Annotated in this window: 22 protein-coding genes; 11 read left to right on the top strand and 11 right to left on the bottom strand. The window is 67.1% G+C overall.

The features are described from left to right. Positions 1-137 precede the first annotated feature (137 nt). From MAY35_RS07540 to MAY35_RS07550, 3 genes are all read left to right on the top strand, one after another. Positions 138-1,019, top strand: coding sequence for a sugar phosphate isomerase/epimerase (locus MAY35_RS07540; RefSeq protein ID WP_238420311.1), 882 nt, complete (start codon positions 138-140; stop codon positions 1,017-1,019). Positions 1,020-1,045: 26 nt separating this feature from the next. Further along, positions 1,046-1,816, top strand: a complete 771-nt coding sequence (locus tag MAY35_RS07545) for an SDR family NAD(P)-dependent oxidoreductase (protein WP_238420312.1) — start codon at positions 1,046-1,048, stop codon at positions 1,814-1,816. A 98-nt stretch (positions 1,817-1,914) separates the two neighbouring features. Then, positions 1,915-2,493 carry a sigma-70 family RNA polymerase sigma factor gene (locus tag MAY35_RS07550; RefSeq protein ID WP_238420313.1) on the top strand — a complete coding sequence of 193 codons (579 nt, stop codon included), beginning with the start codon at positions 1,915-1,917 and terminating at the stop codon, positions 2,491-2,493. A 43-nt stretch (positions 2,494-2,536) separates the two neighbouring features. On the opposite strand, the gene MAY35_RS07555 is transcribed toward MAY35_RS07550, so the two are convergent. The 3 genes from MAY35_RS07555 to MAY35_RS07565 are packed head-to-tail and all read right to left on the bottom strand — an operon-like array spanning position 2,537 to position 5,602. Next, a complete protein-coding gene (locus MAY35_RS07555) occupies positions 2,537-3,604 on the bottom strand; it encodes an acyl-CoA dehydrogenase family protein (RefSeq protein WP_238420314.1) in 1,068 nt (355 codons plus the stop codon). Positions 3,605-3,611: 7 nt separating this feature from the next. Further along, entirely contained in the window at positions 3,612-4,826 is a 1,215-nt protein-coding gene (locus MAY35_RS07560) for an acyl-CoA dehydrogenase family protein (RefSeq protein ID WP_238420315.1), read from the bottom strand. A 5-nt stretch (positions 4,827-4,831) separates the two neighbouring features. Further along, entirely contained in the window at positions 4,832-5,602 is a 771-nt protein-coding gene (locus tag MAY35_RS07565) for an enoyl-CoA hydratase-related protein (RefSeq protein ID WP_238420316.1), read from the bottom strand. 238 nt (positions 5,603-5,840) lie between these two features. Between MAY35_RS07565 and MAY35_RS07570 the strand changes: the two genes are divergently transcribed. Beyond that, complete coding sequence (locus tag MAY35_RS07570; RefSeq protein ID WP_238420317.1) at positions 5,841-6,590, top strand: FadR/GntR family transcriptional regulator; 750 nt, start codon at positions 5,841-5,843, stop codon at positions 6,588-6,590. A gap of 4 nt (positions 6,591-6,594) precedes the next feature. Here the strand turns inward: MAY35_RS07570 and MAY35_RS07575 are convergent, their stop codons facing one another. From MAY35_RS07575 to MAY35_RS07590, 4 genes are all read right to left on the bottom strand, one after another. Continuing rightward, complete coding sequence (locus tag MAY35_RS07575) at positions 6,595-7,983, bottom strand: wax ester/triacylglycerol synthase domain-containing protein (RefSeq protein WP_245403809.1); 1,389 nt, start codon at positions 7,981-7,983, stop codon at positions 6,595-6,597. A gap of 59 nt (positions 7,984-8,042) precedes the next feature. Further along, entirely contained in the window at positions 8,043-9,536 is a 1,494-nt protein-coding gene (locus MAY35_RS07580) for an HAD-IB family hydrolase (protein WP_238420319.1), read from the bottom strand. Then, positions 9,533-11,887 carry a 1-acyl-sn-glycerol-3-phosphate acyltransferase gene (locus MAY35_RS07585; protein ID WP_238420320.1) on the bottom strand — a complete coding sequence of 785 codons (2,355 nt, stop codon included), beginning with the start codon at positions 11,885-11,887 and terminating at the stop codon, positions 9,533-9,535. The genes MAY35_RS07580 and MAY35_RS07585 overlap by 4 nt, the downstream gene beginning before the upstream one ends. Before the next feature lie 257 nt (positions 11,888-12,144). Then, on the bottom strand, positions 12,145-12,348 hold the full coding sequence (locus tag MAY35_RS07590; RefSeq protein WP_004020476.1) for a cold-shock protein: 204 nt from the start codon (positions 12,346-12,348) through the stop codon (positions 12,145-12,147). 287 nt (positions 12,349-12,635) lie between these two features. Here MAY35_RS07590 and MAY35_RS07595 point away from each other — a divergent pair, with 287 nt between their 5' ends. After that, positions 12,636-13,469, top strand: a complete 834-nt coding sequence (locus MAY35_RS07595) for an aldo/keto reductase (protein WP_238420321.1) — start codon at positions 12,636-12,638, stop codon at positions 13,467-13,469. A 296-nt stretch (positions 13,470-13,765) separates the two neighbouring features. Here MAY35_RS07595 and MAY35_RS07600 read toward each other — a convergent pair whose 3' ends face one another. From MAY35_RS07600 to MAY35_RS07615, 4 genes are all read right to left on the bottom strand, one after another. Then, complete coding sequence (locus tag MAY35_RS07600) at positions 13,766-14,542, bottom strand: class I SAM-dependent methyltransferase (RefSeq protein ID WP_238420322.1); 777 nt, start codon at positions 14,540-14,542, stop codon at positions 13,766-13,768. Positions 14,543-14,616: 74 nt separating this feature from the next. Continuing rightward, positions 14,617-16,023 carry a xylulokinase gene (gene xylB / locus MAY35_RS07605; protein ID WP_238420323.1) on the bottom strand — a complete coding sequence of 469 codons (1,407 nt, stop codon included), beginning with the start codon at positions 16,021-16,023 and terminating at the stop codon, positions 14,617-14,619. Further along, positions 16,020-17,495 (bottom strand): mannitol dehydrogenase family protein, encoded by a 1,476-nt coding sequence (locus tag MAY35_RS07610; protein ID WP_238420325.1) that lies wholly within the window; start codon positions 17,493-17,495, stop codon positions 16,020-16,022. Before MAY35_RS07610 ends, xylB begins: the two co-directional genes overlap by 4 nt. Beyond that, the gene (locus MAY35_RS07615; protein WP_238420627.1) at positions 17,492-18,556 is read right to left on the bottom strand and encodes an NAD(P)-dependent alcohol dehydrogenase; all 1,065 of its coding nucleotides are present in this window, start codon (positions 18,554-18,556) and stop codon (positions 17,492-17,494) included. The genes MAY35_RS07610 and MAY35_RS07615 overlap by 4 nt, the downstream gene beginning before the upstream one ends. 148 nt (positions 18,557-18,704) lie before the next feature. Here MAY35_RS07615 and MAY35_RS07620 point away from each other — a divergent pair, with 148 nt between their 5' ends. The 6 genes from MAY35_RS07620 to MAY35_RS07645 all read left to right on the top strand — a co-directional run bounded on the left by MAY35_RS07620 (position 18,705) and on the right by MAY35_RS07645 (position 25,238). Further along, positions 18,705-19,748 (top strand): sugar-binding transcriptional regulator, encoded by a 1,044-nt coding sequence (locus MAY35_RS07620; RefSeq protein ID WP_238420327.1) that lies wholly within the window; start codon positions 18,705-18,707, stop codon positions 19,746-19,748. Then, positions 19,745-21,103 carry a sugar ABC transporter substrate-binding protein gene (locus MAY35_RS07625; protein WP_238420329.1) on the top strand — a complete coding sequence of 453 codons (1,359 nt, stop codon included), beginning with the start codon at positions 19,745-19,747 and terminating at the stop codon, positions 21,101-21,103. Before MAY35_RS07620 ends, MAY35_RS07625 begins: the two co-directional genes overlap by 4 nt. Before the next feature lie 2 nt (positions 21,104-21,105). After that, a complete protein-coding gene (locus MAY35_RS07630) occupies positions 21,106-22,059 on the top strand; it encodes a carbohydrate ABC transporter permease (RefSeq protein ID WP_238420331.1) in 954 nt (317 codons plus the stop codon). Then, the gene (locus MAY35_RS07635; RefSeq protein WP_238420333.1) at positions 22,059-22,946 is read left to right on the top strand and encodes a carbohydrate ABC transporter permease; all 888 of its coding nucleotides are present in this window, start codon (positions 22,059-22,061) and stop codon (positions 22,944-22,946) included. Before MAY35_RS07630 ends, MAY35_RS07635 begins: the two co-directional genes overlap by 1 nt. A 106-nt stretch (positions 22,947-23,052) precedes the next feature. Next, positions 23,053-24,159, top strand: coding sequence for a sn-glycerol-3-phosphate ABC transporter ATP-binding protein UgpC (locus MAY35_RS07640; protein WP_238420335.1), 1,107 nt, complete (start codon positions 23,053-23,055; stop codon positions 24,157-24,159). A 296-nt stretch (positions 24,160-24,455) separates the two neighbouring features. Further along, the gene (locus MAY35_RS07645) at positions 24,456-25,238 is read left to right on the top strand and encodes a sulfite exporter TauE/SafE family protein (RefSeq protein WP_238420336.1); all 783 of its coding nucleotides are present in this window, start codon (positions 24,456-24,458) and stop codon (positions 25,236-25,238) included. Positions 25,239-25,300 lie beyond the last annotated feature (62 nt).

The following is a 25,300-nucleotide window of genomic DNA, read 5'->3' on the forward strand; positions in this document are numbered from 1 at the left end:
GTTTCTCAGTGAGCGTTGGGCCGCAACAACCACGAGTGTGACCCGACACACTTTCATTGTCAACAGTCAACGGTTGGCGGTTGACTGTTAGTTGGTCAACGATTAATGTGGTCCGCATCACGACAAGGAGACAGGCGATGCGCCATCCACGACTCGGCTGTTCGACGATCACGTTTCGTCGACTCGACCTCCATCGAGCCCTCGAGACGATTGCCGGTAGAGGCTTTCGAGAGGTCGACCTGGGTTCACTGCCTGCCGTGTGCGAGCACGTCCCGCTCGCGCTCGACGAACAGGCGCGATCTCGAGTTGCCCGGACAGTCCGGGACAGTGGACTCGCGGTGCGCTCGATCAATGCCGACATCGGTGACCTGAACCGTCCGGTCTCCGCGAGCGAACTGGACGCCTCCCGCGCGCACCTTCATGAACTGTTGACCCTCGCCGCCGCGGTGGGAGCGACTGCCCTGGTCCTGCCGAACGGGGCGTTGTCGCATGAACCGGTCGAAACGCTCACCGCCGATCTCGACCGGGTGGCCGGCCGGCTGGCCGAGGCCGCCGAGACCGCCGAGGACTACGGGATCGGGTTGTGGACCGAGTCCCTGCACGTCCACCGGTTGTGCTGTACGGCCGAACGCGCATTGGCCCTCGTCGCCCGACTCGATGGCAGCCCGGTCCGTCACGTCGTGGATTTCAGCCACGTCGTCGCCTCCGGAACGGGGCTGACCGAGACGATCGACGCGTACGGTGACCGCACCGCCCACGTCCATCTCCGCGACGCGACCCGAGGCCTCGTCTCCGATCTGCCCGACCCCCTGATGCCAGGCAACATCAATCTCAGTATCGGGCGGGGCGAGGTCGACTTCGAGCAGGGTCTGATCGCGTTGCAACGCAATGCCTTCGACGGTCATTTCACCCTCGAATTGGAGACGCACGACGTGCCCGAGGGTGCGCGCGCATCAGCAACCGCCGCGGCGGCCGACACCATCGAATCGCTATTGAACCTGCATCCCGCCAACACCTGAACATCGCTACAGCAAGGAGATTGACCATGACCATCACGCGCACCGCCGTCATCACCGGCGCCGCATCCGAGTCCGGACTGGGTCGCGCGACTGCCGCGCGCTACGCCGAGGACGGCTGGGCCATCGTCGTTCTCGATCTCGACGGCGAGAGCTCGGCCAAGGTCGCCGCCGAGATCGGCAACGCCTACGACGTTCCCGCATTCGGCGCCGCCATCGACGTCGCCGACGAGTCTTCGGTCGCACGAGCCCACGAGGCCATCGCGACCGAGGTCGCCTCGGGCGCACTGCCACCGGTCGGCGCGCTCGCCAACATCGCCGGCATCACCTCACCCGTTCCGTTCCTGGAGACCACGGTCGACCTGTGGAACAAGGTGATGGCCGTCAACGCCACCGGCACCTACCTCGTCACGAAGGCATTCCTGCCGGACATGATCGAGAACCGGTGGGGCCGGATCGTCAACATGTCGTCGGTGTCCGCGGAACGTGGCGGCGGCGTGTTCGGCAAGGTTCCCTATTCGTCGGCCAAGGCCGCAGTCCTCGGTTTCACCAAGAGCCTCGCGCGCGAACTCGGCGATTGCGGAGTCACCGTAAACGCGGTCGCACCGGGCGCAGCAGACACCGCCATCCGGGTCGGTAGCACCTCCGAGCAGGAGGCGGCCATTGCCGCGAGCATCCCGCTGGGCCGCGTCGCCACGACTCGCGAGGTCGCCTCGGTCATCACCTTCCTCAGCTCCGAGGACGCCGCCTACCTCACCGGCACCACCATCGACATCAACGGCGGAAGCCACATGCACTGACGCACGGCAGCGCGTCGACTCGTCGCCGGTAACGGCGTATGGACCCGAGTCCACCCACGGGTCTCGTCCCGTTCATCCGAGCCCCGCATTGTGCTGACATGAACCGTGTGAGTGGGGACGGTCAGCTGCTTCGTGAACTCGTCGCGGCCGTCGCTGCGGGTGATCGGATTGCGTTCACCGAGCTGTATGACCTGACCAGTTCCCGCATCTATGGGTTGGCCGTGCGGATCGTGCGCGACCGGCACTACGCCGAAGAAATCGTGCAGGAAGCCTTCCTGCAGTACTGGCTGAACGCCGGCGACTACTCCCCTGCTCGCGGATCGGTGATCACCTGGATGATGACCATCGCGCACCGCCGTGCTGTCGATCGGGTCCGCGTCGAATCCATGCAGGCCGAACGCATCTCCGAGTACGGGGTGCAGTCTGTCGAGCCTGAGGAGCCCCGCAACCTTCCCCTCGAGGCTGTGATGGCCGCCGATGAGGTGGTGGCTCTGCATTCCTGCCTCGAACGGCTCACCGACCTGCAACGCGGGTGTATCGAGATGTCGTACTTCCGCGGTCTGACCTACCCGCAGGTCGCCGAACGCCTCGGCACACCACTACCCACAGCGAAGTCCCGAATCCGCGACGGGTTGCGCACTCTGCGGGCGTGCATGACCGCAGATGACCACACGTGATGCGCCGGCGAGTCTTGCGGCTTCACCGTCGCCTCCGCCACGCTCAGCCGGCGACAGAGCCGTCCACGAGTGCGGCCGCGACCGTCTCGATGTGCTGTTCGACGTCGCCCCACAGCAACTGGTTCGTCTTCGCACGCCGGAAGTAGTGGTGCAACGGGTGTTCCCAGGTGAAGCCGATGCCGCCATGTACCTGGATCGACTCCTCGGCCGCGAACATCGCCGCGCGGGAGGCCAGGACACGCGCGGTGGCCGCGGCGACCGCGAGTTCCCCGTCGTCCCGTACGTCGGCCGTGGACGCGTCGAGCATGGCGGCCTCCGCGAGCTCGATCGCCACGAGCATGTCGACCAACCGGTGCTTGATCGACTGGAACGACCCGATGATGCGGTCGAACTGGGTGCGGTGCTTGCAGTAGTCCGCCGACATGTCCAGGCACGCACGCGCGGCCCCGACCTGTTCGGCCGCCACCGCGATCATGGCGATCGACCGGACGCGCGCCAGCTCGGTCTCGACGCTCGGACCGGAGACGCGTCGTGCCACAACGCCGTCGAACTCGACGCGTGCGAGTTCTCGTGTCAGATCCAGGGTTTCGAGCTCGGTCCGACGCAACCCGGCGGTATCGGCGGTCAGCACCCCCAGCACGGTTCCCGATTCGGTTGCCGCCACCACCACGAGCACGTCGGCGCGCGCGCCGTCGACGACGGCGTGCTGAGCACCGTCGAGAACCAGTGTGTCGTCGTTCCGTACGACGGCGCGCACGTCAGAGGTGGTGATACCGGGGCCGCTCACCAGCGCTGCGACACGGTCACCGGAAGCGATGTCACCCAGCACGTCTCGTGCGGCATCGGAACCGGCGAGCAACAGGGCGTGGCCGGCGAGCACCACCGACGACAGGTACGGCGCCGTGGCCATCGTCCGGCCGAGCTCGGACATCACGACGGCGACGTCCTTGAGACCGGACTCGGCGCCACCGACGTCCTCGGGGAACGGAATCCCGGTGAGCCCCATCGCCCTGAGCGACTCCCATACGTCGGTGCCCGGGGCGGTGTCGTCCCACGCATCCGCGAGGGCATCGCGCAGATCCCGCTGTTCGACCGTCAATTCGAGAGGCATGGTGCTCCTAGCGGGGTTCTCGCGGCAATCCGAGGCCGCGTTCGCCGATGATGTTGCGCTGGATCTCGTCCGAACCGCCGGCGATTCGGTAACCCGGCGCGCCGAGAAGGTGTTCGGTCCAGGCGAAGGTGCCGGGTTCACCGGTGTCGGCCAGGATTCGGGTTCCGAGGAACGACGCGGCCGCGTCGCCGACCCGTTTGAGGTTCTGGGTCCACACGAGCTTGCCGATCGACCCCTCGACCCCGGGGACCGCGCCGGCCTGTTCGCGTTCGGCGTTGCGCGCCACCAACAGTGCCGACGCCCGCTCGTAGATCGCGGCGTCGCCGAGACGTTGCCGCACCAGGGGATCGTCGGTGATGCCCAGTGCTCGGGCCAGACGGACGAGGTCGGCGCTGTTGCCGCCTGCGCTGACGATCCCGGCACTCGAGCTGCGTTCGAACCCGAGGACGGTGAGCGCGACCTTCCAGCCGTCGCCCTCCGCGCCGATCCGCATCTCGTCCGGGATCTCGACGTCGTTGAGGAAGACCTCGTTGAATGTGGAGCCGCCCGACATCTGGCGGATGGGCCGCACGTCGACGCCCGGAGCGTCCATCGGCACCATGAACGCCGTCATGCCCTTGTGCTTGGGGACGGAGGTGTCCGACCGGGCGATCAGCAGTCCCCATTCGGAGAACTGCGCGCCCGAACTCCACACCTTCTGACCGTTCACGCGCCAGGTGTCCCCGGTCCGCACCGCCTTGGTCCGCAGACCGGCGAGATCGGAACCCGCGCCGGGTTCGGAGAAGAGCTGGCAGCACAGCTCATCGGTGCGCAGAAAGGACCGGACGAAGCGCTGCTGCTGTTCCGGTGTCCCGAGGACGTGCAGCGTCGGCGCGACGAGATCCACGGTCACAAGGACGTTCTCATGCCGATCGGGCGTCTGGTACTCGCGTTCCATGGTGACGTACACGCGCTCATGACTGGCACTCAGTCCGGGGCCGCCCCATTCGGGAGTCCAGGTGATCGCACCGAACCCGGCGTCGACGCGACGCGCCTGCCACGCGCGCGCGGCATCGATGAGGGCGCGCTCCTCGTCGTGGGTGCGGTCGTGGAAGATCGCGTAGTTCGGCTCGTCGGTGGCGTCGGTGCGCGGCGGCAGGTTGGCGTCGAGCCAGGCCCGGCACTCCCGGGCGTACTCGTCGGGTGTCGAGGTCGAGGTGCTCGACACGGCGGTCGATGTCATCGTGATCAGCCCCTCGCCAGGCCGGCGACCTGTGCTTCGACGGCCGCCTTCGAATCCGGGTGTTCGGAGAGTCGTACCGTGAACGACTGTTCGAGCTCGTAGCCGCGCCGGATGTCGAGGTCCTCGCATCCGTTCAATGACTGCTTGGCCAGCACGATGGCGTGCCGGCTCTTCGCCGCGATCGAACGGGCTCGCGCCACGGCGATCTCCATCAGCTCCTCGTGCGCGACGACCTCGATCGGTGCGCCCCAACGTGCCAGTGTCGTCGCGTCGGCGGGTTCGGCCGTCAGGAACATCCGGCGCATCGCCTGCTGGGGCAGCATCCGCGCGGTGAAGCGGCCGCCACCGAGCACGCCGACATTCATCTCCGGAAGTCCGAACGTGGCCCGCTCGGAGGCGACGACGAGATCCGACAGGGCGACGAAGCCGAATCCGCTGCCGAGGGCGGGGCCGTTGACCGCCGCGATGACGGGCAGATGGCAGTCGCGGATGCTGAACAGTGCGCGCCGGGCACGTCGCATGGCGATGTCACCGCTGATCGTGGACATCGTGCGGAACTCGTTGATGTCGTTGCCCGCACAGAAGATGCGGCCGCGCCCGGTCAAGACGATCGCGCGAACCTCCTGATCGTCGGACAGGGCGTCGAAGGTGGTGGCGATGTCGTCGTACATCTGGCCGTCCACGGCGTTGACCTTGCCCCTGGCCAACTCGACACATGCGACACCGGGCTCGGCCATCGTGACCGAGAGATGCTCTGATGCACTGGTTGTCGTCATCTCGTGTGCCTACCTCTCATGCGCCGCGCCGATCCCATCGCTCACTCGCGGCGGTGGTGCGCGCGAGCGGCGGGCGCGAACAGATCGTGATGGGCTTCACGGTATCGGAGCAAGATAAATATGTACAGAGTTTGACGGAAGAAGCTGCGGTCCGTGTAACCGGCTTGTTCGCGAACCACCGGACGTCGAGGTCGGTAAGGTATCGACACCGACCGACCTGCGCACACACGGGAGACCCATGACCGTCGCCGACGAGCCCGACACCCGTCAGCCTCGTGGACAGAAGATGTCCGCGAAGGTGGCCAACATGGTGGCCGACGAGATTCTCGGTGGGGGCATCGTCGAGGGCCAACGGTTGCCCACCGAGAAGGAGATGGTCACCGAGTACGGGGTGGCCCGGACGACGGTGCGCGAGGCGCTTCGCCTGCTCGAGAGCCGCGACCTGGTGACGATCAAGGCCGGGATCGGTGGTGGGCCCATCGCCAAGCGGCCCGAGCTCGATTCACTCGGCAACATCATGAAGCTCTTCCTGCAGATCAACGGCGCGAACATCAGTGATGTCATCGATGTCCGGCTGATGCTCGAACCGATGGTCGCGCGCGCCGCGGCGGAGAACGTCACCGACGAGCAACTCGATGCGATGCAGGCCGCGCTGGACCGGATGCGCGAGCATCCCGAGGACCACGACAACTTCCAGGAGAACAACGCGGCCTTTCAGCGCGGCGTCTACGAGGCGGCGGGCAATCCCGCCCTGCGGGTCGTGATGGAGACCCTGTGGCTGCTCGTCCGCGACGCCGAACCCGACGAGCACCCGATCGCGACGCGCCTGGCGGCTTTCGAGCTGCAGCAGGACATCCTCGACGCCATGCGGGCCCGCGATGTCGAGGCCACCGCGGCGGCGATGGACGTCTTCAATCAGGAGTCGGCCCGGTACTACCGTCGTCGGTTGCGCGAGATCATCTCCCGGCCGGTGCGCTGGCAGATCTGAGCGGTCACACCACCCGTCGTAGAACACCCGGGACGGCGTCGTCGTCGGCGGCGAGAGCGAGGACCTCGCCGAATCCGGCCACCAGGCAATCGGCGAACAATTCGAGGTCGGCGATCGCCGCACCGTCGGAATTGATGCCGAGACAGGCTATCCCGTTGTGGGTGATCATCGTCGCCATCATCGCGCAACCCGGCAGCGGGCCGAAGGGGAACATGCGCTCCACCTTCGCGCCGGCCACGTAGGTGTCCCAGGGGATCCCGGGGACGTTGCTGGCCTGCAGGTCGTTCTGACTGGTGGTCCCGCTGAACTGCATCAGCACCGACCCGGGCAGCCACGCCATCACCGAACCCAGCGTGTTGAAGATGTCGACCGCGGGTTCGTGGCGGGCCACGCGCACCTGCTCGCGGATGGTGAGGACCCGTTCGAACGGATCGGTGATGCCGACCGGTCCGGCCAGGCGTCCGACGGCGATGCGGTTGCCGCCCGCGGGATCCTCCGGGCGACGGACGGAGATGGGGATCGCGACCGGCATCGTCTCCACCGGTGAGCCCATCTTCTCGTGGTAGAGGCGGAAACCGCCGACGAGCCCGGCGAGGTACACGTCGTTGATCGAGGCGTTCGTCGCCGCTGCCGCCGCCTTGAGGTCGGCGAACGGAACCTCGAAGGCGCTGAACCGCCATGACAGCGAGCGATGTGCGAGCAGCGGCGACCCGGGCGGGCTGACGAGCCCGGCGACCCTGGGCACCGAACGTCCGTACCGTAACGCGGTGCTGAGGGCGCGGCGCGGATGGGCCAGCGCCCGGACGCCTTTGACGGTGGTGTCCACCCGATGCGGGATACGCCGGACCTCTTCGCCGAACTGGCGACGGAGGAGATCCAGCGTGCCGATGTTGACCGGTTCGGGGCTCGGCGGCTGCGGCTTGCGTGGATTGTGTTCGCGTGTGGGCGAATGCAGCTGTGCGAGACCGATGATCGCGCCGAGGCCATCGGTGAGCGCGTGGTGCGCCTTCAGGAAGTAGGCGGCCTTGCCGTCGGGGAGCCCCTCGATCAGGATGCCCTCCCAGGGCGGCCGGGCGGCGTCGAGTGCCGTCATCGCCAGTTGTTCACAGGTGACGAGCAGCTCGCGCATGCTGCCGTCGCCGCCGAGCCGAATCCGACGCAGATGGTAGTGCAGATCGAAGTCGGGATCGACTGCCCAGCTGGGGGTTCCGGTACCGAACGGTGAGTCGACGACGCGCTGGCGGAACCGGGGCGCCATCCGGCTGGCCCACTCGTGCGCGGCGACCAGCCGGTCCCAGTCCGGGTCGCAGTCCCAGATCTCCAGCATGCAGATGGTCCCGCGCATGCGCCGGTCGGTGTCGCCGCGCCACATGATGGTGTCCACCGAGCTCATGTGGGGTTCGCTGGCCCAGTCGAGCGGGCGGTCGTCGTCCTGTGTCGGTTCGGTGTCGCTCACACTTCCCTCTCCTCGGGTACCTCCGCCGGTGGTTCCGCCGTATCGTCGGCGAACCTCCCGAGTGGCCAGTCGGCGAGGGCGGTGACGTACATCTGCCGCACCTCTTCTGCTCGCGCCCCGATCTCGTCGGCGCGCCAGTCGTCGGTGGGGACCGGCGGCAGAACCATCACCTCGACGGTCCCCGGTCTGATGAGTTGCGAACCCCGCCACATCAACTCACCGGTGTTGCGCAACACGACGGGCACGACGGGGACGCCGGCCTGCATCGCGATGTGGAACGGGCCCTTCTTGAACCGGCCGATCCGGGGGGTCGGCGAGCGGGTGCCCTCGGGTGCGACGACCAATGACATCCCCTCCTCTCGCAGAGCCTTCACCGCCGGTGCCAGTTGTTCGATGGCTCGGCCCGGATCGGCCCGGTCGATGAACACCAGGCCCGCCTGCTGGAGGATCTGTCCGATCACCGGGACCCGCTGCACCTCCTTCTTGGCGACACCCGTCGCCTCCGACCGGACGAGGTTGATCATCACCGGGAGGTCGAGTTTCGACTGATGGTTGAACAGGAACACACACGGGCGGGCCGAGGTGAGATGCTCGCCGCCGTCGAGGACCTGGACGCGGACACCGGCGAGGGCGAGTCCCACATCGGTCCCCGCGGGCAGTGCCTCGACGAGAGCGGCGGGATCCCGGCGCAGCAAACCGGTCGTGACACCCACGGCCGCCGAGGCGAGGAACGATCCGTAGAAGGCGCCGGTGCGGGCCAGCATCCCCGCCCGGTTGTAGGTCGGATTCTTGAGGTCGATGATCGGCCAGCCACGGGACTCGGCCTCGGCCCGCAGGATTCGACGCGGCGAGACCGCCGCCGGGTAGCCCACCGACTCCAGGTAGGGGATGTCCTCGTTGCCGTCGCTGTAGGCGAAGGACGCCGCGAGGTCGATACCGTTGGCCCGCGCGAGGGTTCGGACCGCCGCCGCCTTCCCGGGCCCCCAGAGGGGACGCCCCCGGATGTTGCCGGTGACCACCCCGTCGATCACCTCGACGTCGGTGGCCAGGGCGAAGTCGGCGTCGATCTCGCGTGCGATCGGTTCGATCTGGAACCTCGTGGCCGACGACGCGATGACGATGGTGTGGCCCATCTCCCGGTGCGCGCGCAGGATCTGCCACATCTGCGGCCGGAGCTTGGCCGCGGTCTCGTACTTGAAGAGATGTTCGCCGAACTCGATGAGCTCCGCGTAGGTCTTCCCCGCGAAGGTCGGGCGGGTCGCGTCGAGCACCTCCGCGTAGTCCTGTTCGGAGACGACGCCGCGCAGTCCGATGAAGAGGAAGTCCGCGAGCTCGCCGAACCCGAACTCCATGCTGCGCAATCGCGCTCGCATGATGGCCGCGGCGGAGAATCCCTCGATGAGCGTGCCGTCGTAGTCGAAGAGGGCGGCCACCTTCTTCCCGGTGGGTGCGGCCCGGATGGCCCGCATGCGATCGGTGAACGCGCTCACCGGGCGACCTCGGACCACACCGCGGGCTGGATCTCCTCGATGGATGCGATGCGCGCCAGGCGTTGACGCATCGACTCCACCTCGTCGAGCCAGCTGTGCCGGGCGGCACCGACGTCGTCGTGGTCCTCACCATGGATCAGGCCGCGGTTGTCGGCGAGTTGGTAGCAACCGTCGTAGAGATCCTTCGACACCGAATCCTTGCTCCGCACAACCCCTTGCAGGGCCAATTGACGGCCGAGTCCGAGGCAGTCGGCGATCAGGTCGTCCTTCTCGCGGGCGTTGCTCCCGAGTTCGACGAGCCTGGTCGCGAACACGAGTTGGGCATCGAAGAACGGCTGCAGGGTGCGACGTGCGAGCAGACCGCCGGTGTGCCCGTGCAGGACCTCATACGTCCACTCCTGGGTGGGGGTGACCGCGCGCCAACCCGGTGCGAGGAAGTCGAGTTCGAGGCCGAGCCGGTGCAGGAACTCGGTTTTCGGTGGGAAGAAGAACTCGAACTTCAGCAGATCGCGGATGCGGAGTGCTTCTCGCTGAGACGCGGCGAGCAGTCCCTCGTCGACGACCGATGACCCGCTCTCGGCACCTGCGGCGGCCGAAGCCGTCTCGGTGGCGTTCTCGGCCGGGCCGTCGTGTTCAGTCGTCGGATGGAGGCCCGCCCGGACCTCACCTTCGGCGACCGCGAGCATCGCGACCTCGACGATCGCGCGGTCGACGAAGTGGTGCAGTGCGCCGTTCCGGTAGTACGCGGCAACCGCATGGTTGTCCGCCACGATCGACCAGACCGGTTCGGAGCCGCCGTCGTAGCAGCTCACCACGCCGTTGCCGGCCAAGACCCGCAGGGTCTGAGCGAGTCCGGTACCACGACACAGCGCCGGGTCGGGCCCGGGTAGGTCCCGGCGGTCGATGTAGTCGAGCAGCGGCGCGAGGATCGCCTCGATCTCGGCGAGCGTATAGGCACGGTCCTGCGCGCCCAGGAGGGCGAAACCGGCGAGCGAGGTCGCCGAGATCGGTGTGGCCGAATTGATCTCGTCCATCACGCGGAACGCGACCTTCTCGAGCCGCGCGCGGCCTTCACCCGCGTCGTCGAGCGCGGCACGCATCGAGATGGGGGTGCCGAACCGTACCCGCGCCTCGCCCAGGTAATTTCGCTGCGCTTTGGCGTAGCGCAGCAACCACCCCACGCCCTCCGGCTTCTTGGTACCACCGGCATCCTCGGCGGCCATCGCGCCGATCTCCTGCAGCTGGTCGTAGACGATCGACGTCGGCACGATCGTCACATCGGCTTCCTCGAGTTGACCGACCGCGTCGACGACGTAGGTGAGCAGGCCCAGTTTCGGTTTGCGGAGCTTGCCGGTGCGGCTGCGACCGCCCTCGATGTACCACTCCAGGTTGAAGCGCTTCTCGACGATGTACGCGAGGTAGGAACGCATCGCGAACTTGTAGACGGGATCGGCGCCGAACTTGCGTCGGATGAAGATCATCCCGGCCCGCCGCGCCACCGGACCGACCGGCCAGAACGACAGATTGTTGCCACCGAGCACCAGATTGGGCGGGAAGTCGTTGTCGCGCAACACGGTCGCGAGCACCAGTGGATCGACGTAGGACCGGTGCGATGGCAGGAACACGAGGCCGGTCGACTTGTTCAGCGTGCGCAAGGTGTTCAGGTTGTCGACGTCGACGGTGACGTTCCAGGCGCGTTCGTGCAGTCGGTTGAACGTGGCCGAGAAGATGTCGTCCATCAGTCGGCTCTGTGTCGCAACGAATGTCGACAGTTTGTCGGTGGCCTCGGCGACCACCGCGTCGGTCGGTCTGCCGAGTTCTGCGGCGAGCTTGGCTGCCGACGTCTGGAACCGCGACGAGCTGCTGATCTGTTCGGCGACCAAGCGGGGCACCTTGTAACGGTCGCCGACGATCTGGCGTTCGGCGCGTTCGGCTGACATGGATGCCTGGAACACGACGAACTCGGCGAACGGCGCGCCCTCGGCCTGGTGCTGCGAATAGCGTTCGCGCAGTTCGGCGATGGTCGCGGGTGCACCGGCGACGACGCGGAGACTGTCGGGCCGACGCTTGCGGATGATCGGCTGCACGATGCCGAGCGGGCGCCGCGGATTCGACAGGACCAGTACATCGCCTAGCGTGACCCGTCGCTGCCCTTGCCGGACCGCGGGCAGCCATACCGCGCGCACGGGCACGAGCAGAGTGTCCGGCGACAGCTCGTCGAAGTCGATGTCGACCGGTGGGCCGACGATGCGCGCCTGCGGATAGTTGGCCGACGTCCAGTCGGTCACCGCCCGGATCTCACACGCTGTTCGGGCCTTGGTCAGGACCACCACCGGATCGGTCACTCGCATCACCCTCACGTTCCATCGGTCCCGTGCCGACCTCCGCGAGTGCCGTGGCCGGCGTCGCGGGGGAGAGGCACCACGCCTCATTGTGACGCGGCTGACTTCGGGCGGGGACTGTTTCGGTGAGGACGGAGTAGCACCGGGGTGAGTCCGTCGGCATCGGCGCGACCGACGCCGGATCGGGCGGGGGAGGAATTGCCCACATACGACGAATCGCCCCGTCCGACCGAGGTCAGAGGGGGCGACTCGCGAAAGTCAGGAGCTCAGAGCGCGCTGACGTTGGTAGCCTGGGGGCCCTTGGCGCCCTGCTCGACGTCGAATTCGACGCGCTGGTTTTCCTCGAGGTTGCGGAAGCCGCTACCGGTGATCGAGGAGTAGTGGACGAAGACATCTGCGCCCTGGTCGTCGGGTGCGATGAAGCCGAAGCCCTTTTCGCCGTTGAACCACTTGACGGTTCCCTGTGCCATACTGCTGTACTTCTTTCTTCAGTTCAGCGACCATCGAGACCGACAGCCGCCTCTCAACTCTTTCACACATATCGGCCGTTGGTAAACCCCAGGGCGAAAATTGCCGGTTGTGCAGGGTGTTTTCGCCATGACCGGGCTGGTCGTCCGCCACCGGACGGAATACCGAGTGGGCCGAGATCCTTGAACTCCCACAGGGCCGCGTGACAGGCGGCCGACGATGACGACGCTCCGGCAACCGTCGACACCACGACGGCGAAGTCGCCGGGCACGGAGAAAGGACACACCCTATGGCAGTCCCCAACATCACACTCAACAACGGAATCACCATCCCGCAGTTGGGATTCGGAGTCTTCCAGGTGCCGCCGGAGGACACCCGCGAGGCAACTCTCACCGCATTCGAGGTGGGTTACCGGCACATCGACACCGCCGAGATGTACGGCAACGAGAAGGGCGTCGGCGAAGCGGTCCGCGATTCCGGACTCGCCCGCGACGACATCTTCGTGACCAGCAAGCTGAACAACGGTTTCCACGACTACGACGATGCGCTCAAGGCACTCGACGGCACCTTGTCCGACCTGGGCCTCGAGCAGATCGACCTGTTCCTCATCCACTGGCCGCTGCCCGAGGTCGGTGACTACGTGCAGACGTGGAAGGCACTCGAGAAGGCCTACGCGGACGGCAAGGCGCGGGCCATCGGCGTCTCCAACTTCCAGCAGGCTCACCTGCAACGACTGTTCGACGAGACCGACGTCGTCCCCGCCGTGAACCAGATCGAGGTGCATCCGTACCTCACGCAGAACTCCCTGCGCGCATTCAACGCCGAACACGGGATCGCCACCGAGGCGTGGTCGCCGATCGCGCAGGGCAAGGTGGTGGACGACCCGGTGATCACCGAGATCGCCGAGTCGAAGGACCGTTCGGCCGCGCAGGTCACCCTGCGTTGGCACATCCAGCGCGGTGACATCGTGTTCCCCAAGTCCGTCACACGCGCACGCGTCGAGGAGAACTTCGCGCTGTTCGACTTCGAACTGTCCGACGACGAGGTCGCCAAGATCGACGCCCTCAACGCCGACGAGCGCATCGGGCCCGACCCGGACACGTTCAACTACGTGCCCGAGTGACCTCACGCTCCGTCGACCGGGCGCCCATTTCCGTCGACCGTGCAGCGTTTCCCGTCGACCGTGCGTCGGTTCCCGTCGACCGTGCGTCGGTTCTCGTCGACCGTGCGTCGTTTCGCATCGACTGTGCACCGTCTTTCGATGACTGTGCACGTCATTAGTGCGAGCGGGGGCCTGGTCCCTGGGACGCGAGCGAAGTGAGGCTCGTCGCTGTCGCTCCTCGCACCTCAGGGGGCGGCATAGCTGTCGCTCCTCGCACCTCAGGGCCGCGTCGCACGCACACCTCGCGGCACAGGAGATCAGCAGTGTGTGGTCAGCGAGGCCCGCAACTGGCTGAACCGGAACAGCGCGGGCTCACCGACGACGTCGGTGTAGCGATCGATGACGGCTTCGACGAAGTCGTCGACCGCGTTTTCCGGTAGCCGGCTCGTCCAATCCGACGCCCCGACCGCGAACCAGGCACGGAAGTCGGCAACCGAGTCGAACTGCCAGCGCAAATCCTTCACCGACAGATCGTCGACGACGAATCCGGCATCGGTGGCCAGCTCTCCGAAGTGGATCGGGTCGATATGGACGTACGGCGCGTCGAAGCCGTCGAAGTGGGGCTGCCACGCCGGTTGCGCCGCGACTTTCATGGCGACGTCTTCGATGCTGGGTCGGTCGGTCGCGCAGACCATCTGCAGCACGGCCCGACCGCCGTCGACGAGGCTTCGGGCGATTCCGCGTAGCGCGGCGCCCTGGTCGTGGACCCAGTGGAGGGCGTTGAACGACACCGCGATGTCGAAGTCGTCGTCGAACGGCAGGGCGAGGACGTCGTCGACGTGGAACTGGACTCGCAGGTTGTCGGCCGGCACACGGTCCAAAGCGCGTTCGATCATCCGCCGCGAAGCGTCGACGCCCACAACACTTCCCGACGGAAGCCGATCGGCCAGCAGCATCGTGATGAAGCCGTCGCCACATCCGACATCCAGGAGCCGTTCGGTGCCGGTGAGTTCCAGATCCCCGATGGACTCCTCGGCGACCATGCGCTGCAGCTCACTCACGTCCGCGTATCGCTCGCCGTCCCAATCGACCATCGCGCACCCCTCGGTTGTCCGACCTGCGGGTCATTGTCCCCCGATGCGTCCGTCCGTCGCGTGGCTTCGGCGTATCAGCCGGACGACTCGTGCGCGTGCGCGACCATCTGCGAGGCCTCGCGGTACCGGGCGTACACCCCGGGAGTGGGTGGCCCGGTGAGCGTGTGGGTCGGGGTCTCCCAGACGGGGAGTTCGCCGGTCAGCGCCCAGGCTGCTTGACGCGCCGCACCGAGCGCCACGTGTTCGCCGTCGGTGGGTACGACGACCTCGCCGCCGAACAAGCACGGCGCGATCTCGCGGACCGCCGCCGATTTCGCGCCGCCTCCGGTCAGCAACACTCGATGGACCCCGACGCCCTGACGCTCGATCTGCTCGCGGCAGAAGACCAGCGAAGAGACGAGACCCTCGACGGCTGCTCGCGCGATCGAGGCGGGCGTGAAATTGGCGGGGGTCAGGCCCGTCAGTGTGCCGGTCGCCTGGGGAAGGTTCGGTGACCGTTCGCCTGCGAGGTACGGCACCATCGTGACGCCGCCCGCGCCTGGCTCGGCCGACATCGCCAACCGCGCGAACTCGGCCAGGTCTACGCCGAGCATCGTCGCGGTCGCCGACAGCACCGGGGCGCCGTTCAGCGTGCAGACCAACGGCAGGTGACGCCCCGTCGCGTCGGCGAACCCGGCCACCAGACCTGACGGGTCATCCGGCGCCACGTCGCCGACGGCACTGACGACACCCGACGTCCCGAGGGACACGACCGCATCTCCGGGTCCGGCATGCAATCCCAGTGCGGCTGAGGCGTTGTCACCGGCACCCGCACCCACGACGGTCCCCGACGGGGTGGTCCCGGCGCGCTCTCCGGGGCCGAGTACGCGGGGGAGCAGCGGCCGTCGCCCCCGAAACGCCCTCTCCAGCAGATCGACTCGGTACTCACCAGTCGCCGCGCTGAAGTAGCCGGTTCCCGAGGCGTCGCTTCGGTCGGTGATCAGTTCACCGATGTCGGTGCTCCGGCGCAGGCGCCAGGTGAGCCAGTCATGCGGCAGGCAGACCGCCGCGGTGGCGTCGGCGTGCTCGGGCTCGTGGTCTGCCAGCCAGCGGAGCTTGGTCGCGGTGATCGATGCCACCGGCACCACACCGACCGAGCGTGCCCAGGATTGCGGGCCGTCCAGTTCGGCGACGAGGGCCGTCGCGTCAGGTGCGGAGCGGGTGTCGTTCCACAGCAAGGCGTCTCGGACGACGTGGCCCGCCTTGTCCAGACACACCATGCCGTGTTGCTGACCCGCCACCGACACCGCCGCAACGTCCTCGAGCCCACCGGCTTGGCTCGCCGCCGAACACAGTGCGTCCCACCAGTGATCCGGGTGCACCTCGGTCCCGGGAGGATGTGGTGCCTGTCCGGTGCGCACCACCCGTCCGGTGGTGGCATCGCATACGACGACCTTGCAGGACTGGGTCGACGAATCGATTCCGGCAACCAGCGTCGTCATGCGAGCAGACCGGTGAGTGTGGCGCGGGCACCCTTGCTGCGCAACGACTCCAGCGCGGAGAGGTACGGTTCCGTGAACAACGGCTTCTCCGCGAGAGTGCCGAACAGTTCGGGATCGGCGACGAAGGCCAGGGGGTCGGTTCGTGAGCGCTGTGCTCGCGGAACGAGTTCGGTCGCAAGGGGATCGACGACGTCGATCGGGTCGCCTGCCTCGTCGACGCCCTCGGCATACCGGGTCCAGCTCGCCACGACCGCGGCGGCCAGGTCGCTTCGCTGATCCTGCTCGAGGCGCTCGCGGATGACCGGAACCAACCACTTCGGGATGCGGTCGGACGAGTCCTGGCAGAGCCGGGCGATGGTGTCGGCGATCGCGGGGTTCGCGAATCGCTCGAGCAGGGTCTCGATGTAGGTGTCGACGTCCACGCCGGGAAGGGGACGGAGTGTGGTCGCTCCTTCCTCGGTCATGTAGCGACGCAGCAGACTACGGATGTCGGGGTCGGATGCGGCGTCGTGGACGTAGCGGTACCCGAGCAGATAACCGAAGTAGCACAGTGCCTGGTGGCCGGCGTTGAGGAGTCGCAGTTTCATCAGCTCGTAGGGGGTCACGTCGTCGACGACCTGGACCCCCACCTTCTCCAGCGCCGGACGCCCCATCGCGAAGTCGTCCTCGAGTACCCATTGGGTGAACGGTTCGGCGACGACCGGCCAGTTGTCGACGATGCCGGTGCGATCCTCGACCTCGTCAGCCAGGTCGGGCGGCGTCGCCGGGGTGATCCGATCGACCATCGAGTTCGGGAAGCGCGTGTTGGCCTCGATCCACCCCGCGAGTTCCGGGTCGCGCAACCGGGCGTAGGCGAGAAAGGTCGAACGGGCCATGTGGCCGTTGCCCTCGATGTTGTCGCAGGACATCACCGTGAACGACGGTGTCCCGCGTTCGCGGCGTCGAGCCAGCGCTTCGGTCACCAGTCCGAACACGGTGCGCGGCGGCGCACTCGCCTCGAGGTCGGCGACGATATCCGGGTTCGTGGCGTCGAACTCGCCGGTCGACGGTGAGAAGTTGTAGCCGCCCTCGGTGACGGTCAGTGAGACGATCCGGGTCGCCGGGTCACTCAGCCGGTCGATCACTTTCTCGGGATCGTCCGGTGCGTACAGATAGTCGACGATCGAGCCGACGACCGAGGTCTCCACGGCGCCATCGGGATGCTTGAGGGTGAGGGTGAACAATCCGTCCTGCGGGACGAGGGCGTCCCGCATGGCGGCGTCGGCGGTGCGGACACCGACCCCGCAGATGCCCCAGTCGTTCGCCGAGGGGTCGGCGGCGAGGAGGCGGTCGAGGTACATCGCCTGGTGCGCGCGATGAAACGCGCCGACACCGAAGTGGACGATCCCCGGGGTCACCGCCGCGCGATCGAACGCGGGCGTGTCGACGCCATCGAGCCGCGGCAACGTCTCGTTGGTCAGCGATGTGCTCATCGGCGGGTTCCCTCCGGCCGGGTCGTGACGGTCTCGGCGTCGTCGTCCGAGTTCTGTTCGTAGCGCGAGATGGCCGGGTAGACCACCGCTTTGATGTTCCCGGGAACGCGATCGGCGTTGAGTGCGTCCGTCAGTTCGTCGAGGCCGTACCGCGCGGTCACCATGGCATCGAGATCCACCGCTCCCGTCCGGGCGAGGGCCAGTGCGGTCGGCCACGTGTTGGCGTAGCGGAACACCCCGGTCACCACCAACTCGCGATTCTGGATGAGTGAGATCGGGAGTTCCATGGTGTCGGCGCCCATGCCGACCAGGATCACACGTCCGCCGGGGCGGACCCCCGACAGGCCTTCCCGGACCGCGCCGGCGACTCCGCTCGCGTCGACGAACGCATCCACCCGCTCGATCTCTGTGCCGGGTGTGATCACCGCCGTGGCGCCGAACTCCCTTGCGCGGAGCCGTCGTTGCTCGTCCGGCTCGCTCACGACGATGCGCGCGAGACCGGACGCCCGCGCGACCTGGGCGACCATCAGGCCGATCGGTCCGGCGCCGGCGATCAGCACGGAGCCACCGGCTGCGACCTCGGCCTTGCGCATGGCGGCAATGCCCACCGAGAGGGGCTCGAACAGCGCTGCCGCCTCGTCCGAGACCTCAGGAGGTACCGGATGGGCGAAATCGGCTCCGATGGTGACGAATTCGGCGAAAGCGCCGTCGACCGGGGGTGTCGCATAAAACCGCATCCGGGGGCACAGGTGGTAGTCACCGCGCTTGCTCTCCGGCGTGGTCGGGTCGGGGCGCTGGGGCTCGATCGACACCCGCTCGCCGATCCGGGCCCGGTCGACGCCGTCGCCGACGGCGACGACGACCCCGGCGGCCTCATGGCCGAGGACGAGCGGATCGCGGACCACGTACTCGCCGATCCGTCCGTGGCGGAGGTAGTGGGTGTCCGAGCCGCACACGCCCACCGCGCGGACGGCCACCGTCACGTCACCCGCCCCCGGTTCCGGTGACCTCCGGGTTTCCGTGGTCACCGTCAGATCGGGATGCAGGACGCCGGCGCGCATGGCGTCCGGTACACGCGGTATACGCAGATCGGTTGTTGCGTGGGTCACACCTGAATGCTAGCTTATTGAGCACATTGACCGCCAGTGAGCAGATGCTCACGGCCGCGCCTCGGCGGCGACGGCGAATGGACGCGAAGGGGCACCCCGGATGGCACCTCGGAAGTCGGCGATCGGCACGGACGGCGAAACGCCCGTCGCGCCGGCACGTGGGGCCGCACCGCGCGGTGGCGACTCCGGCCAGGACCTGCGACTCCTCGTTCGAGCCGCGACCATGTATCACCTCGAAGGACTCACCCAGGCCGAGATCGCGGGCCGACTCGGGGTGTCGCGCCCGACGGCCGGCCGGCTCGTGGCGCGCGCGCGGGCGCAGGGTCTCGTACAGGTGTCGGTGTCGGCCCCGGCGCATCTGTCGGCGTCCATCCACACCGATCTCGAACGCGCCGTCGAGGAGACCCTGGGACTCGACGAGGTGCTCGTCATCGACGAGGTCGCCGACGGCACCACCACCGGCAACGCCGCGCTCGGTCGGGCGGGAGCGTCGGTGCTGACCCGACGGATTCAACCGACGGACACCTTCGGATTCACTTGGGGCCCGGAGCAAGTGGCCGTTGCCGACGCCATGGCTGCGTCCACCTCGTGTCAGCGGGTCGTGCAGATGGACGGCTCGATGACCTCCGTCGAGTACCACACCGGCGTCGACCACGCGCTCTCGCGCTTCTCCGAACGGCTCCATGCCCGACCGCTGCGGCTGGTCGCACCGCTCTACGTCGACCCGGAGACGGTCACTGCAGTGAACCGCGATTCGATTCTCTCGCAGGCACTCTCGGCGGCTCGCGGTGCACAGGTGATGTTGTTCGGTGTCGGCTCGGTGTCGACCTCGACGACTCTGTTCGAGGGCTCGTTCATCGACGCGGTCGTCCTCGACGAGCTGCTCGACCTCGGCGCGGTCGGGGAGATCGGCGGACGCTTCTACGACGCGAACGGCGGCGCCGTCCCCTCCAGCCTCGTCGACCGGACCGTCTCGGTGTCACTCGACGCGGTCCGTGCCTGCCCGACCTCGATCCTCGTGTCCGGTGGGACACACCGTCGCGAATCCATCCTCGGCGCGTTGCGCGGCGGCTACGCCACCATCCTGGTCACCGACGTGGCGACCGCCGAATGGCTTGTGATGCAAGAGAAAGGCGAACAATGACGTTCTCCCGACACCGAGTGCGATGGGCGCTGGGTGCGATGATCGCGACCGTGGGGCTGGTGCTCACCGGCTGCTCCGGCGCGGGTTCACTCACCGGCGGCGGAGGTCGCGAGATCACCGTCGCGATGGTCTCCAACTCGCAGATGCAGGACGCGGTGAAGCTGTCCACACAGTTCGAGGAGCAGAATCCCGGCGTCACGGTGCGGTTCGTGACCCTCTCCGAGAACGAGGCGCGCGCCAAGATCACCGCATCGGTGGCCACCGGCGGCGGTGAGTTCGATGTCGTGATGATCAGCAACTACGAGACCCCGATGTGGGGCGAGTACGGCTGGCTGGTGAACCTGACCCCGTACATGGACGCCGATCCCGACTACGACGCCGACGACTTCATCCCGACGCTGAAGACGGCTCTGTCCCACGACGGTTCGATGTACTCGGCGCCGTTCTACGGTGAGTCGTCGTTCCTGATGTACAACAAGAAGCTGTTCGCCGAGGCCGGGGTGTCCTTGCCGCCTCAGCCGACGTGGCCCCAGGTCGCCGAAGCGGCGGCGAAACTCGACAACGAACGTACGGCGGGAATCTGCCTGCGCGGCAAGCCCGGCTGGGGCGAGGTGCTCGCCCCGCTGAACACCGTGATCAACGCCTTCGGCGGACGCTGGTACGACGAGGACTGGAATGCGCAGCTGGACAGTCCCGAGGTGGCCGCAGCGGTGAAGTTCTACGTCGACACGGTCCGGAACCACGGTGAGGCCGGCGCGGCGTCGTCCGGGTTCCAGGAATGCGGAAACCTGTTGTCGCAGGGACAGGTTGCGATGTGGTACGACGCGACATCCGCGGTGTCGGTGCTGGAGAGTCCGGACACCTCGTCGATCGCGGGTGACGTCGGCTATCTGCCCGCCCCGAGCATGGCCAAGGGCGACAACGGCTGGCTCTACACCTGGTCACTGGGCATCCCCACCAGCAGCAAGCACCAGGACGAGGCGTGGAAGTTCATCCGGTGGATGACCAGCAAGAGCTACATCGAGTACGTCTCGGAGACCCTGGGTCCCAGTCACGTACCGCCGGGCAGCCGCCTGTCCACGTACGAGCTACCGGCCTACAAGGAACTCGCCGCCCCGTTCGCCGAGCAGACGCTGAGCGCCATGCGTGCGGCGAACCAGCTGAAGCCGACCCTGGAGCCGGTGCCCTACACCGGCGTCCAGTTCCTCGCGATCCCCGAGTTCCAGGATCTCGGAACCCGGGTGAGCCAGCAGATCTCGGCAGCGATCGCCGGCCAGATCAGCGTCGACGACGCGCTCGCGCAGGCGCAGGAGTACGCCCAGGTCGTCGGCAAGTCCTACCAGAGGGAGCAGTGATCATGGCCACCGCAGTCTCCACTCCACCACCCGACACTACGTCGAAGGCGCCGCTGAAGTCCTCGCGCGATCACGTCACGCGTGCCGAGGGATGGCGCCGTCGCGGGCCGCTCCTGCCGGCACTGATCTTCCTGATCGTGGTCACGCAGATCCCGTTCGTGTTCACGCTGTACTACTCCACGCAGTCGTGGAACCTGGTGCGCCCGGATTCGCGCGCGTTCGTCGGTCTCGACAACTACATCGCGGTGTTCGGCGACAGCCAGTTCTGGCGGGTGACGGTCAACACCATCTTGCTGATCGTGGGCACCGTCCTCATCTCGGTACTCCTCGGTCTGATGTTCGCGCTGCTGCTCGACCGCAAGTTCCTCGGCCGCGGGGTGGTCCGCACTTTGCTGATCACTCCGTTCCTTGTCACCCCGGTGGCGGCCGCGCTGCTGTGGAAGACCAGCCTGCTGTCGCCGACCAACGGTCTCGTCAACTGGGCCCTGAGTCCGTTCGGCATCGAGACCGACTGGTTGTCGGAGTTCCCGCTGATGAGCGTGATGGCCGAACTGGTCTGGCAGTGGACGCCTTTCATGATGCTGCTGATCCTGGCGGGTCTGCAGTCGATGCCCCGTGACATCCAGGAGGCGGCGCGTGTCGACGGCGCCACCAGCTTCCGGCTCTTCCGGGAACTGACGCTGCCGCATCTGCGTCGCTTCATCGAACTCGGTGCGGTGCTCGGCGCGATCTACCTGGTCAACACGTTCGACGCGGTGTACATGATGACCTCCGGCGGCCCGGGAGTGTCCAGTTCGAATCTGTCGTACTACATCTACCAGCGCGCGTTCCTCGGCTTCGACATCGGCCAGGCCGCGGCGATGGGCGTGGTCACCGTGATCGGCACGATCGTCGTCGCCACGCTCGCTCTACGCCTGATCTTCAAATCATTCACCGGGACAGAGGAGCCGGCCTGATGACCACCGACATCCGCTCCGACCGTACGTCGGCCGGGCAACCAGACGGGAAGCCCGGCACCGAGATCCGACGTCGGCGCCGGCCACGTCAAGCGGCGCTGACCGCAGTGACCTGGATCCTCGCGATCGGCTTCTTCTTCCCGGTGCTGTGGATGGTGCTGACCGCGTTCAAGCAGGAGAGCGACGCGGCGACGAACCCGCCGACCTTTTTCTTCGAGCCGACACTGCAGCAGTTCCGGGACGTCTTCGATGCGGGAATCGGTACACCGCTGTTGAACTCGGTGTTCGCGACCATCGTCTCGACGATCCTGGTGCTGTTGCTCGGCGTGCCCGCGGCGTTCGCGCTGTCACTCCGGCCGGTACGCAAGACCAAGGACGCGCTGTTCTTCTTCATCAGCACCAAGATGCTGCCGATCGTCGCGGCGATCATCCCCCTCTACGTGATCGTCGGCGAGATCGGGATGCTCGACAACATTTGGACCCTGATCATCTTGTACACGGCCATGAATCTCCCGATCGCCGTGTGGATGATGCGCTCGTTCTTCCTCGAGGTGCCCGGGGAACTACTCGAGGCCGCCAGTATCGACGGTGCGAGCCTGTGGACCTCGGTGCGCGAGGTGATCCTGCCGCTGATCTCGCCGGGGATCGCAGCAACAGCGCTGATCTGTGTGATCTTCTCGTGGAACGAGTTCTTCTTCGCAGTCAACATGACCGCGGTCAACGCGCAGACGATGCCGGTGTTCCTGACCGGCTTCATGTCCGGACAGGGCCTGTACTGGGCGCAGCTGTCCGCGGCATCCGTGCTCGCCGCGCTCCCGGTTGTCATCTGCGGCTGGATCGCCCAGAACAAGCTCGTCCGCGGTCTGTCGTTCGGCGCGATCAAGTGACAGCTCAGTTCGGTATCGCGCCCTCGGTCCCAGCTCGGCGCCATCAAGTGACCCGTCCCCTCTGACACGCACTCGCACAACAACTTTGTAGAAACCGGAGAACATCATGGCTTCCATCACCTACGACAAGGCCTGCTGCGTCTACCCCGGCGCGGACAAGCTCGCCGTCGACTCGCTGGACCTGGACATCGCCGACGGTGAGTTCGTGGTCCTCGTCGGTCCGTCCGGTTCCGGAAAGTCGACGGCCCTGCGGATGCTGGCCGGCCTCGAGGAGATCGATTCCGGCCAGATCCGGATCGGCGGGGACAACATGGTCGGCGTCGCCCCCAAGGACCGCGACATCGCGATGGTGTTCCAGAACTACGCGCTGTACCCGAACAAGACCGTCGGCGAGAACATGGGCTTCGCGCTCAAGATGCGCGGTGTGCCAGCCGAGGAGCGCAAGCGCAAGGTCGCCGAGGCGGCGCGGTTGCTGGATCTGACCGACTTCCTGGATCGCAAGCCCGCCAAACTCTCTGGCGGACAACGGCAGCGCGTCGCGATGGGCCGCGCCATCGTTCGCGAACCCCAGGTATTCTGCATGGACGAGCCGCTGTCGAACCTCGACGCCAAGCTTCGTGTCCAGACCCGTACCCAGATCGCTGCGCTGCAACGACGCCTGGGCACCACGACGGTCTATGTGACACATGACCAGGTCGAGGCGATGACGATGGGCGACCGCGTGGCGGTGCTCAAGAACGGTGTCCTCCAGCAGTTCTCCACACCGACAGAGCTCTATGACCGGCCGGTGAACTCGTTCGTGGCGGGATTCATCGGATCTCCGGGCATGAACCTCTTCGTCGCACCGGTCGTCGACGGCGTGATCACCGTCTCGGGTGCTGCCGTGGACATCGACGCCGAAGCGCAAGCGGCCCTGCGTCGTTCCGGGCTCGACTCGGTCGTCGTGGGAATCCGTCCCGAGCACCTCACGCTGTCGGACAACGGCACCGGCCTCAACGCCGACGTCGCTCTCCTGGAGGAACTCGGCAGCGAGAGCTACATCTACGCCAACCTCGCCGACGACTCGGTGCGCAACCTCGACGGCGACCCGATGGTGATGGTCGCGCGGTCGGCCGAGCGAGCACCCGCCAAGCGGGGCGAGGGCATCCGCCTGCGCCAATCCGACAGCGCGGTACACCTGTTCGACCCGTCCAGTGGCGACCGCCTCAACTGACAGGAAGCTCCGCACTGCGGGACGCCCAGCGCCCGATCCGTCGACCGTGCGTCTTTTCCCGTCGACTGGGCGCCCGATCCCGTTGACTGTGCGTCGGATCGCGTCGAGCGTGCGTCGGATCGCGTCGAGTGTGCGCCCGATCCCGTCGAGTGTGCGTCGGATCGCGTCGACCGTGCGCCGCCTTCGGCGAGTTGCGTGCACTTTTCCGTCGGAAGCCGCGTTCGTCACTGGGGTGAGCCGCGTCGAGCCCACCCCGGTGCACCCGCCGGATATCTCGGAGGGCACCCTCGGAGACTGTGACCATCTGGGAACTAGTCGCCGTGCTCGCCGCCGGCGTCGGGGCGGGAGCCATCAACGCCCTCGTCGGCAGCGGGACGCTCATCACGTTTCCGACGCTGGTCGCTTTCGGGGTCCCGCCTGTCACCGCGACCATGTCCAATGCGATCGGACTGGTGGCCGGCGGGGTGTCGGGTACGTGGGGTTACCGGCGCGAGCTCGAGGGGCAGTGGGCGCGTCTCCGCTGGCAGATGCCGGCGTCGTTCACCGGCGCGATCATCGGCTGCTGGCTCCTGCTCCACCTGCCCGAGACCGTGTTCGAGACCGTCGTCCCGGTTCTGCTCGTCGCCGCGCTGATTCTCGTTGTCGCCCAGCCCTACATTCAGAAATGGGTAGGTGGTCGCTCCACTCGCAGCGGTGATCTCACACCCCCGCATCTCGGTCCCGCGCGGATTGCCGCGATGACCGTGGGGACATTCGCCGTCGGCGTCTACGGCGGGTACTTCACAGCTGCGCAGGGCATCCTCCTCATGGGCATTCTCGGGGTCATCGTCCCCGACCACCTCCAGCGGATGAACGCTGCGAAAAACCTGCTGAGCCTGGTGGTCAATGTCGTCGCCGCAGTCACGTACACCCTTGTCGCGTTCGACCGGATCAACTGGTGGGCGGCCGCGGCCATAGCAATCGGCTCGCTGGCCGGTGGCTTCCTCGGGGCCAGATACGGACGTCGCCTCTCCCCGCGGGCACTTCGCGGGGTGATCGTCGTCGTCGGACTGATCGGTTTGTGGCGACTGCTCGCGTGACCGGCGGTGCAGTCAACAGGAGCGGCGCACGCCCACCGCAACGACGCACAGTCGACGCAAAA

Source organism: Gordonia sp. 'Campus', assembly GCF_022206305.1.
In the GTDB taxonomy this organism is placed as follows: domain Bacteria; phylum Actinomycetota; class Actinomycetes; order Mycobacteriales; family Mycobacteriaceae; genus Gordonia.

What these genes read in the sequence shown, in the direction of transcription:
- MAY35_RS07555 (WP_238420314.1), bottom strand. Translation starts at nt 3,604, where the DNA reads ATGCCTCTCGAATTGACGGTCGAACAGCGGGATCTGCGCGATGCCCTC.
- MAY35_RS07600 (WP_238420322.1), bottom strand. Translation starts at nt 14,542, where the DNA reads ATGGTCGATTGGGACGGCGAGCGATACGCGGACGTGAGTGAGCTGCAG.
- MAY35_RS07635 (WP_238420333.1), top strand. Translation starts at nt 22,059, where the DNA reads ATGACCACCGACATCCGCTCCGACCGTACGTCGGCCGGGCAACCAGAC.
- MAY35_RS07620 (WP_238420327.1), top strand. Translation starts at nt 18,705, where the DNA reads ATGGCACCTCGGAAGTCGGCGATCGGCACGGACGGCGAAACGCCCGTC.
- MAY35_RS07590 (WP_004020476.1), bottom strand. Translation starts at nt 12,348, where the DNA reads ATGGCACAGGGAACCGTCAAGTGGTTCAACGGCGAAAAGGGCTTCGGC.
- MAY35_RS07565 (WP_238420316.1), bottom strand. Translation starts at nt 5,602, where the DNA reads ATGACGACAACCAGTGCATCAGAGCATCTCTCGGTCACGATGGCCGAG.
- MAY35_RS07570 (WP_238420317.1), top strand. Translation starts at nt 5,841, where the DNA reads ATGACCGTCGCCGACGAGCCCGACACCCGTCAGCCTCGTGGACAGAAG.
- MAY35_RS07640 (WP_238420335.1), top strand. Translation starts at nt 23,053, where the DNA reads ATGGCTTCCATCACCTACGACAAGGCCTGCTGCGTCTACCCCGGCGCG.
- MAY35_RS07585 (WP_238420320.1), bottom strand. Translation starts at nt 11,887, where the DNA reads ATGCGAGTGACCGATCCGGTGGTGGTCCTGACCAAGGCCCGAACAGCG.
- MAY35_RS07540 (WP_238420311.1), top strand. Translation starts at nt 138, where the DNA reads ATGCGCCATCCACGACTCGGCTGTTCGACGATCACGTTTCGTCGACTC.
- MAY35_RS07610 (WP_238420325.1), bottom strand. Translation starts at nt 17,495, where the DNA reads ATGAGCACATCGCTGACCAACGAGACGTTGCCGCGGCTCGATGGCGTC.
- MAY35_RS07630 (WP_238420331.1), top strand. Translation starts at nt 21,106, where the DNA reads ATGGCCACCGCAGTCTCCACTCCACCACCCGACACTACGTCGAAGGCG.
- xylB (WP_238420323.1), bottom strand. Translation starts at nt 16,023, where the DNA reads ATGACGACGCTGGTTGCCGGAATCGATTCGTCGACCCAGTCCTGCAAG.
- MAY35_RS07615 (WP_238420627.1), bottom strand. Translation starts at nt 18,556, where the DNA reads ATGCGCGCCGGCGTCCTGCATCCCGATCTGACGGTGACCACGGAAACC.
- MAY35_RS07625 (WP_238420329.1), top strand. Translation starts at nt 19,745, where the DNA reads ATGACGTTCTCCCGACACCGAGTGCGATGGGCGCTGGGTGCGATGATC.
- MAY35_RS07550 (WP_238420313.1), top strand. Translation starts at nt 1,915, where the DNA reads ATGAACCGTGTGAGTGGGGACGGTCAGCTGCTTCGTGAACTCGTCGCG.
- MAY35_RS07545 (WP_238420312.1), top strand. Translation starts at nt 1,046, where the DNA reads ATGACCATCACGCGCACCGCCGTCATCACCGGCGCCGCATCCGAGTCC.
- MAY35_RS07595 (WP_238420321.1), top strand. Translation starts at nt 12,636, where the DNA reads ATGGCAGTCCCCAACATCACACTCAACAACGGAATCACCATCCCGCAG.
- MAY35_RS07560 (WP_238420315.1), bottom strand. Translation starts at nt 4,826, where the DNA reads ATGACATCGACCGCCGTGTCGAGCACCTCGACCTCGACACCCGACGAG.
- MAY35_RS07575 (WP_245403809.1), bottom strand. Translation starts at nt 7,983, where the DNA reads ATGAGCTCGGTGGACACCATCATGTGGCGCGGCGACACCGACCGGCGC.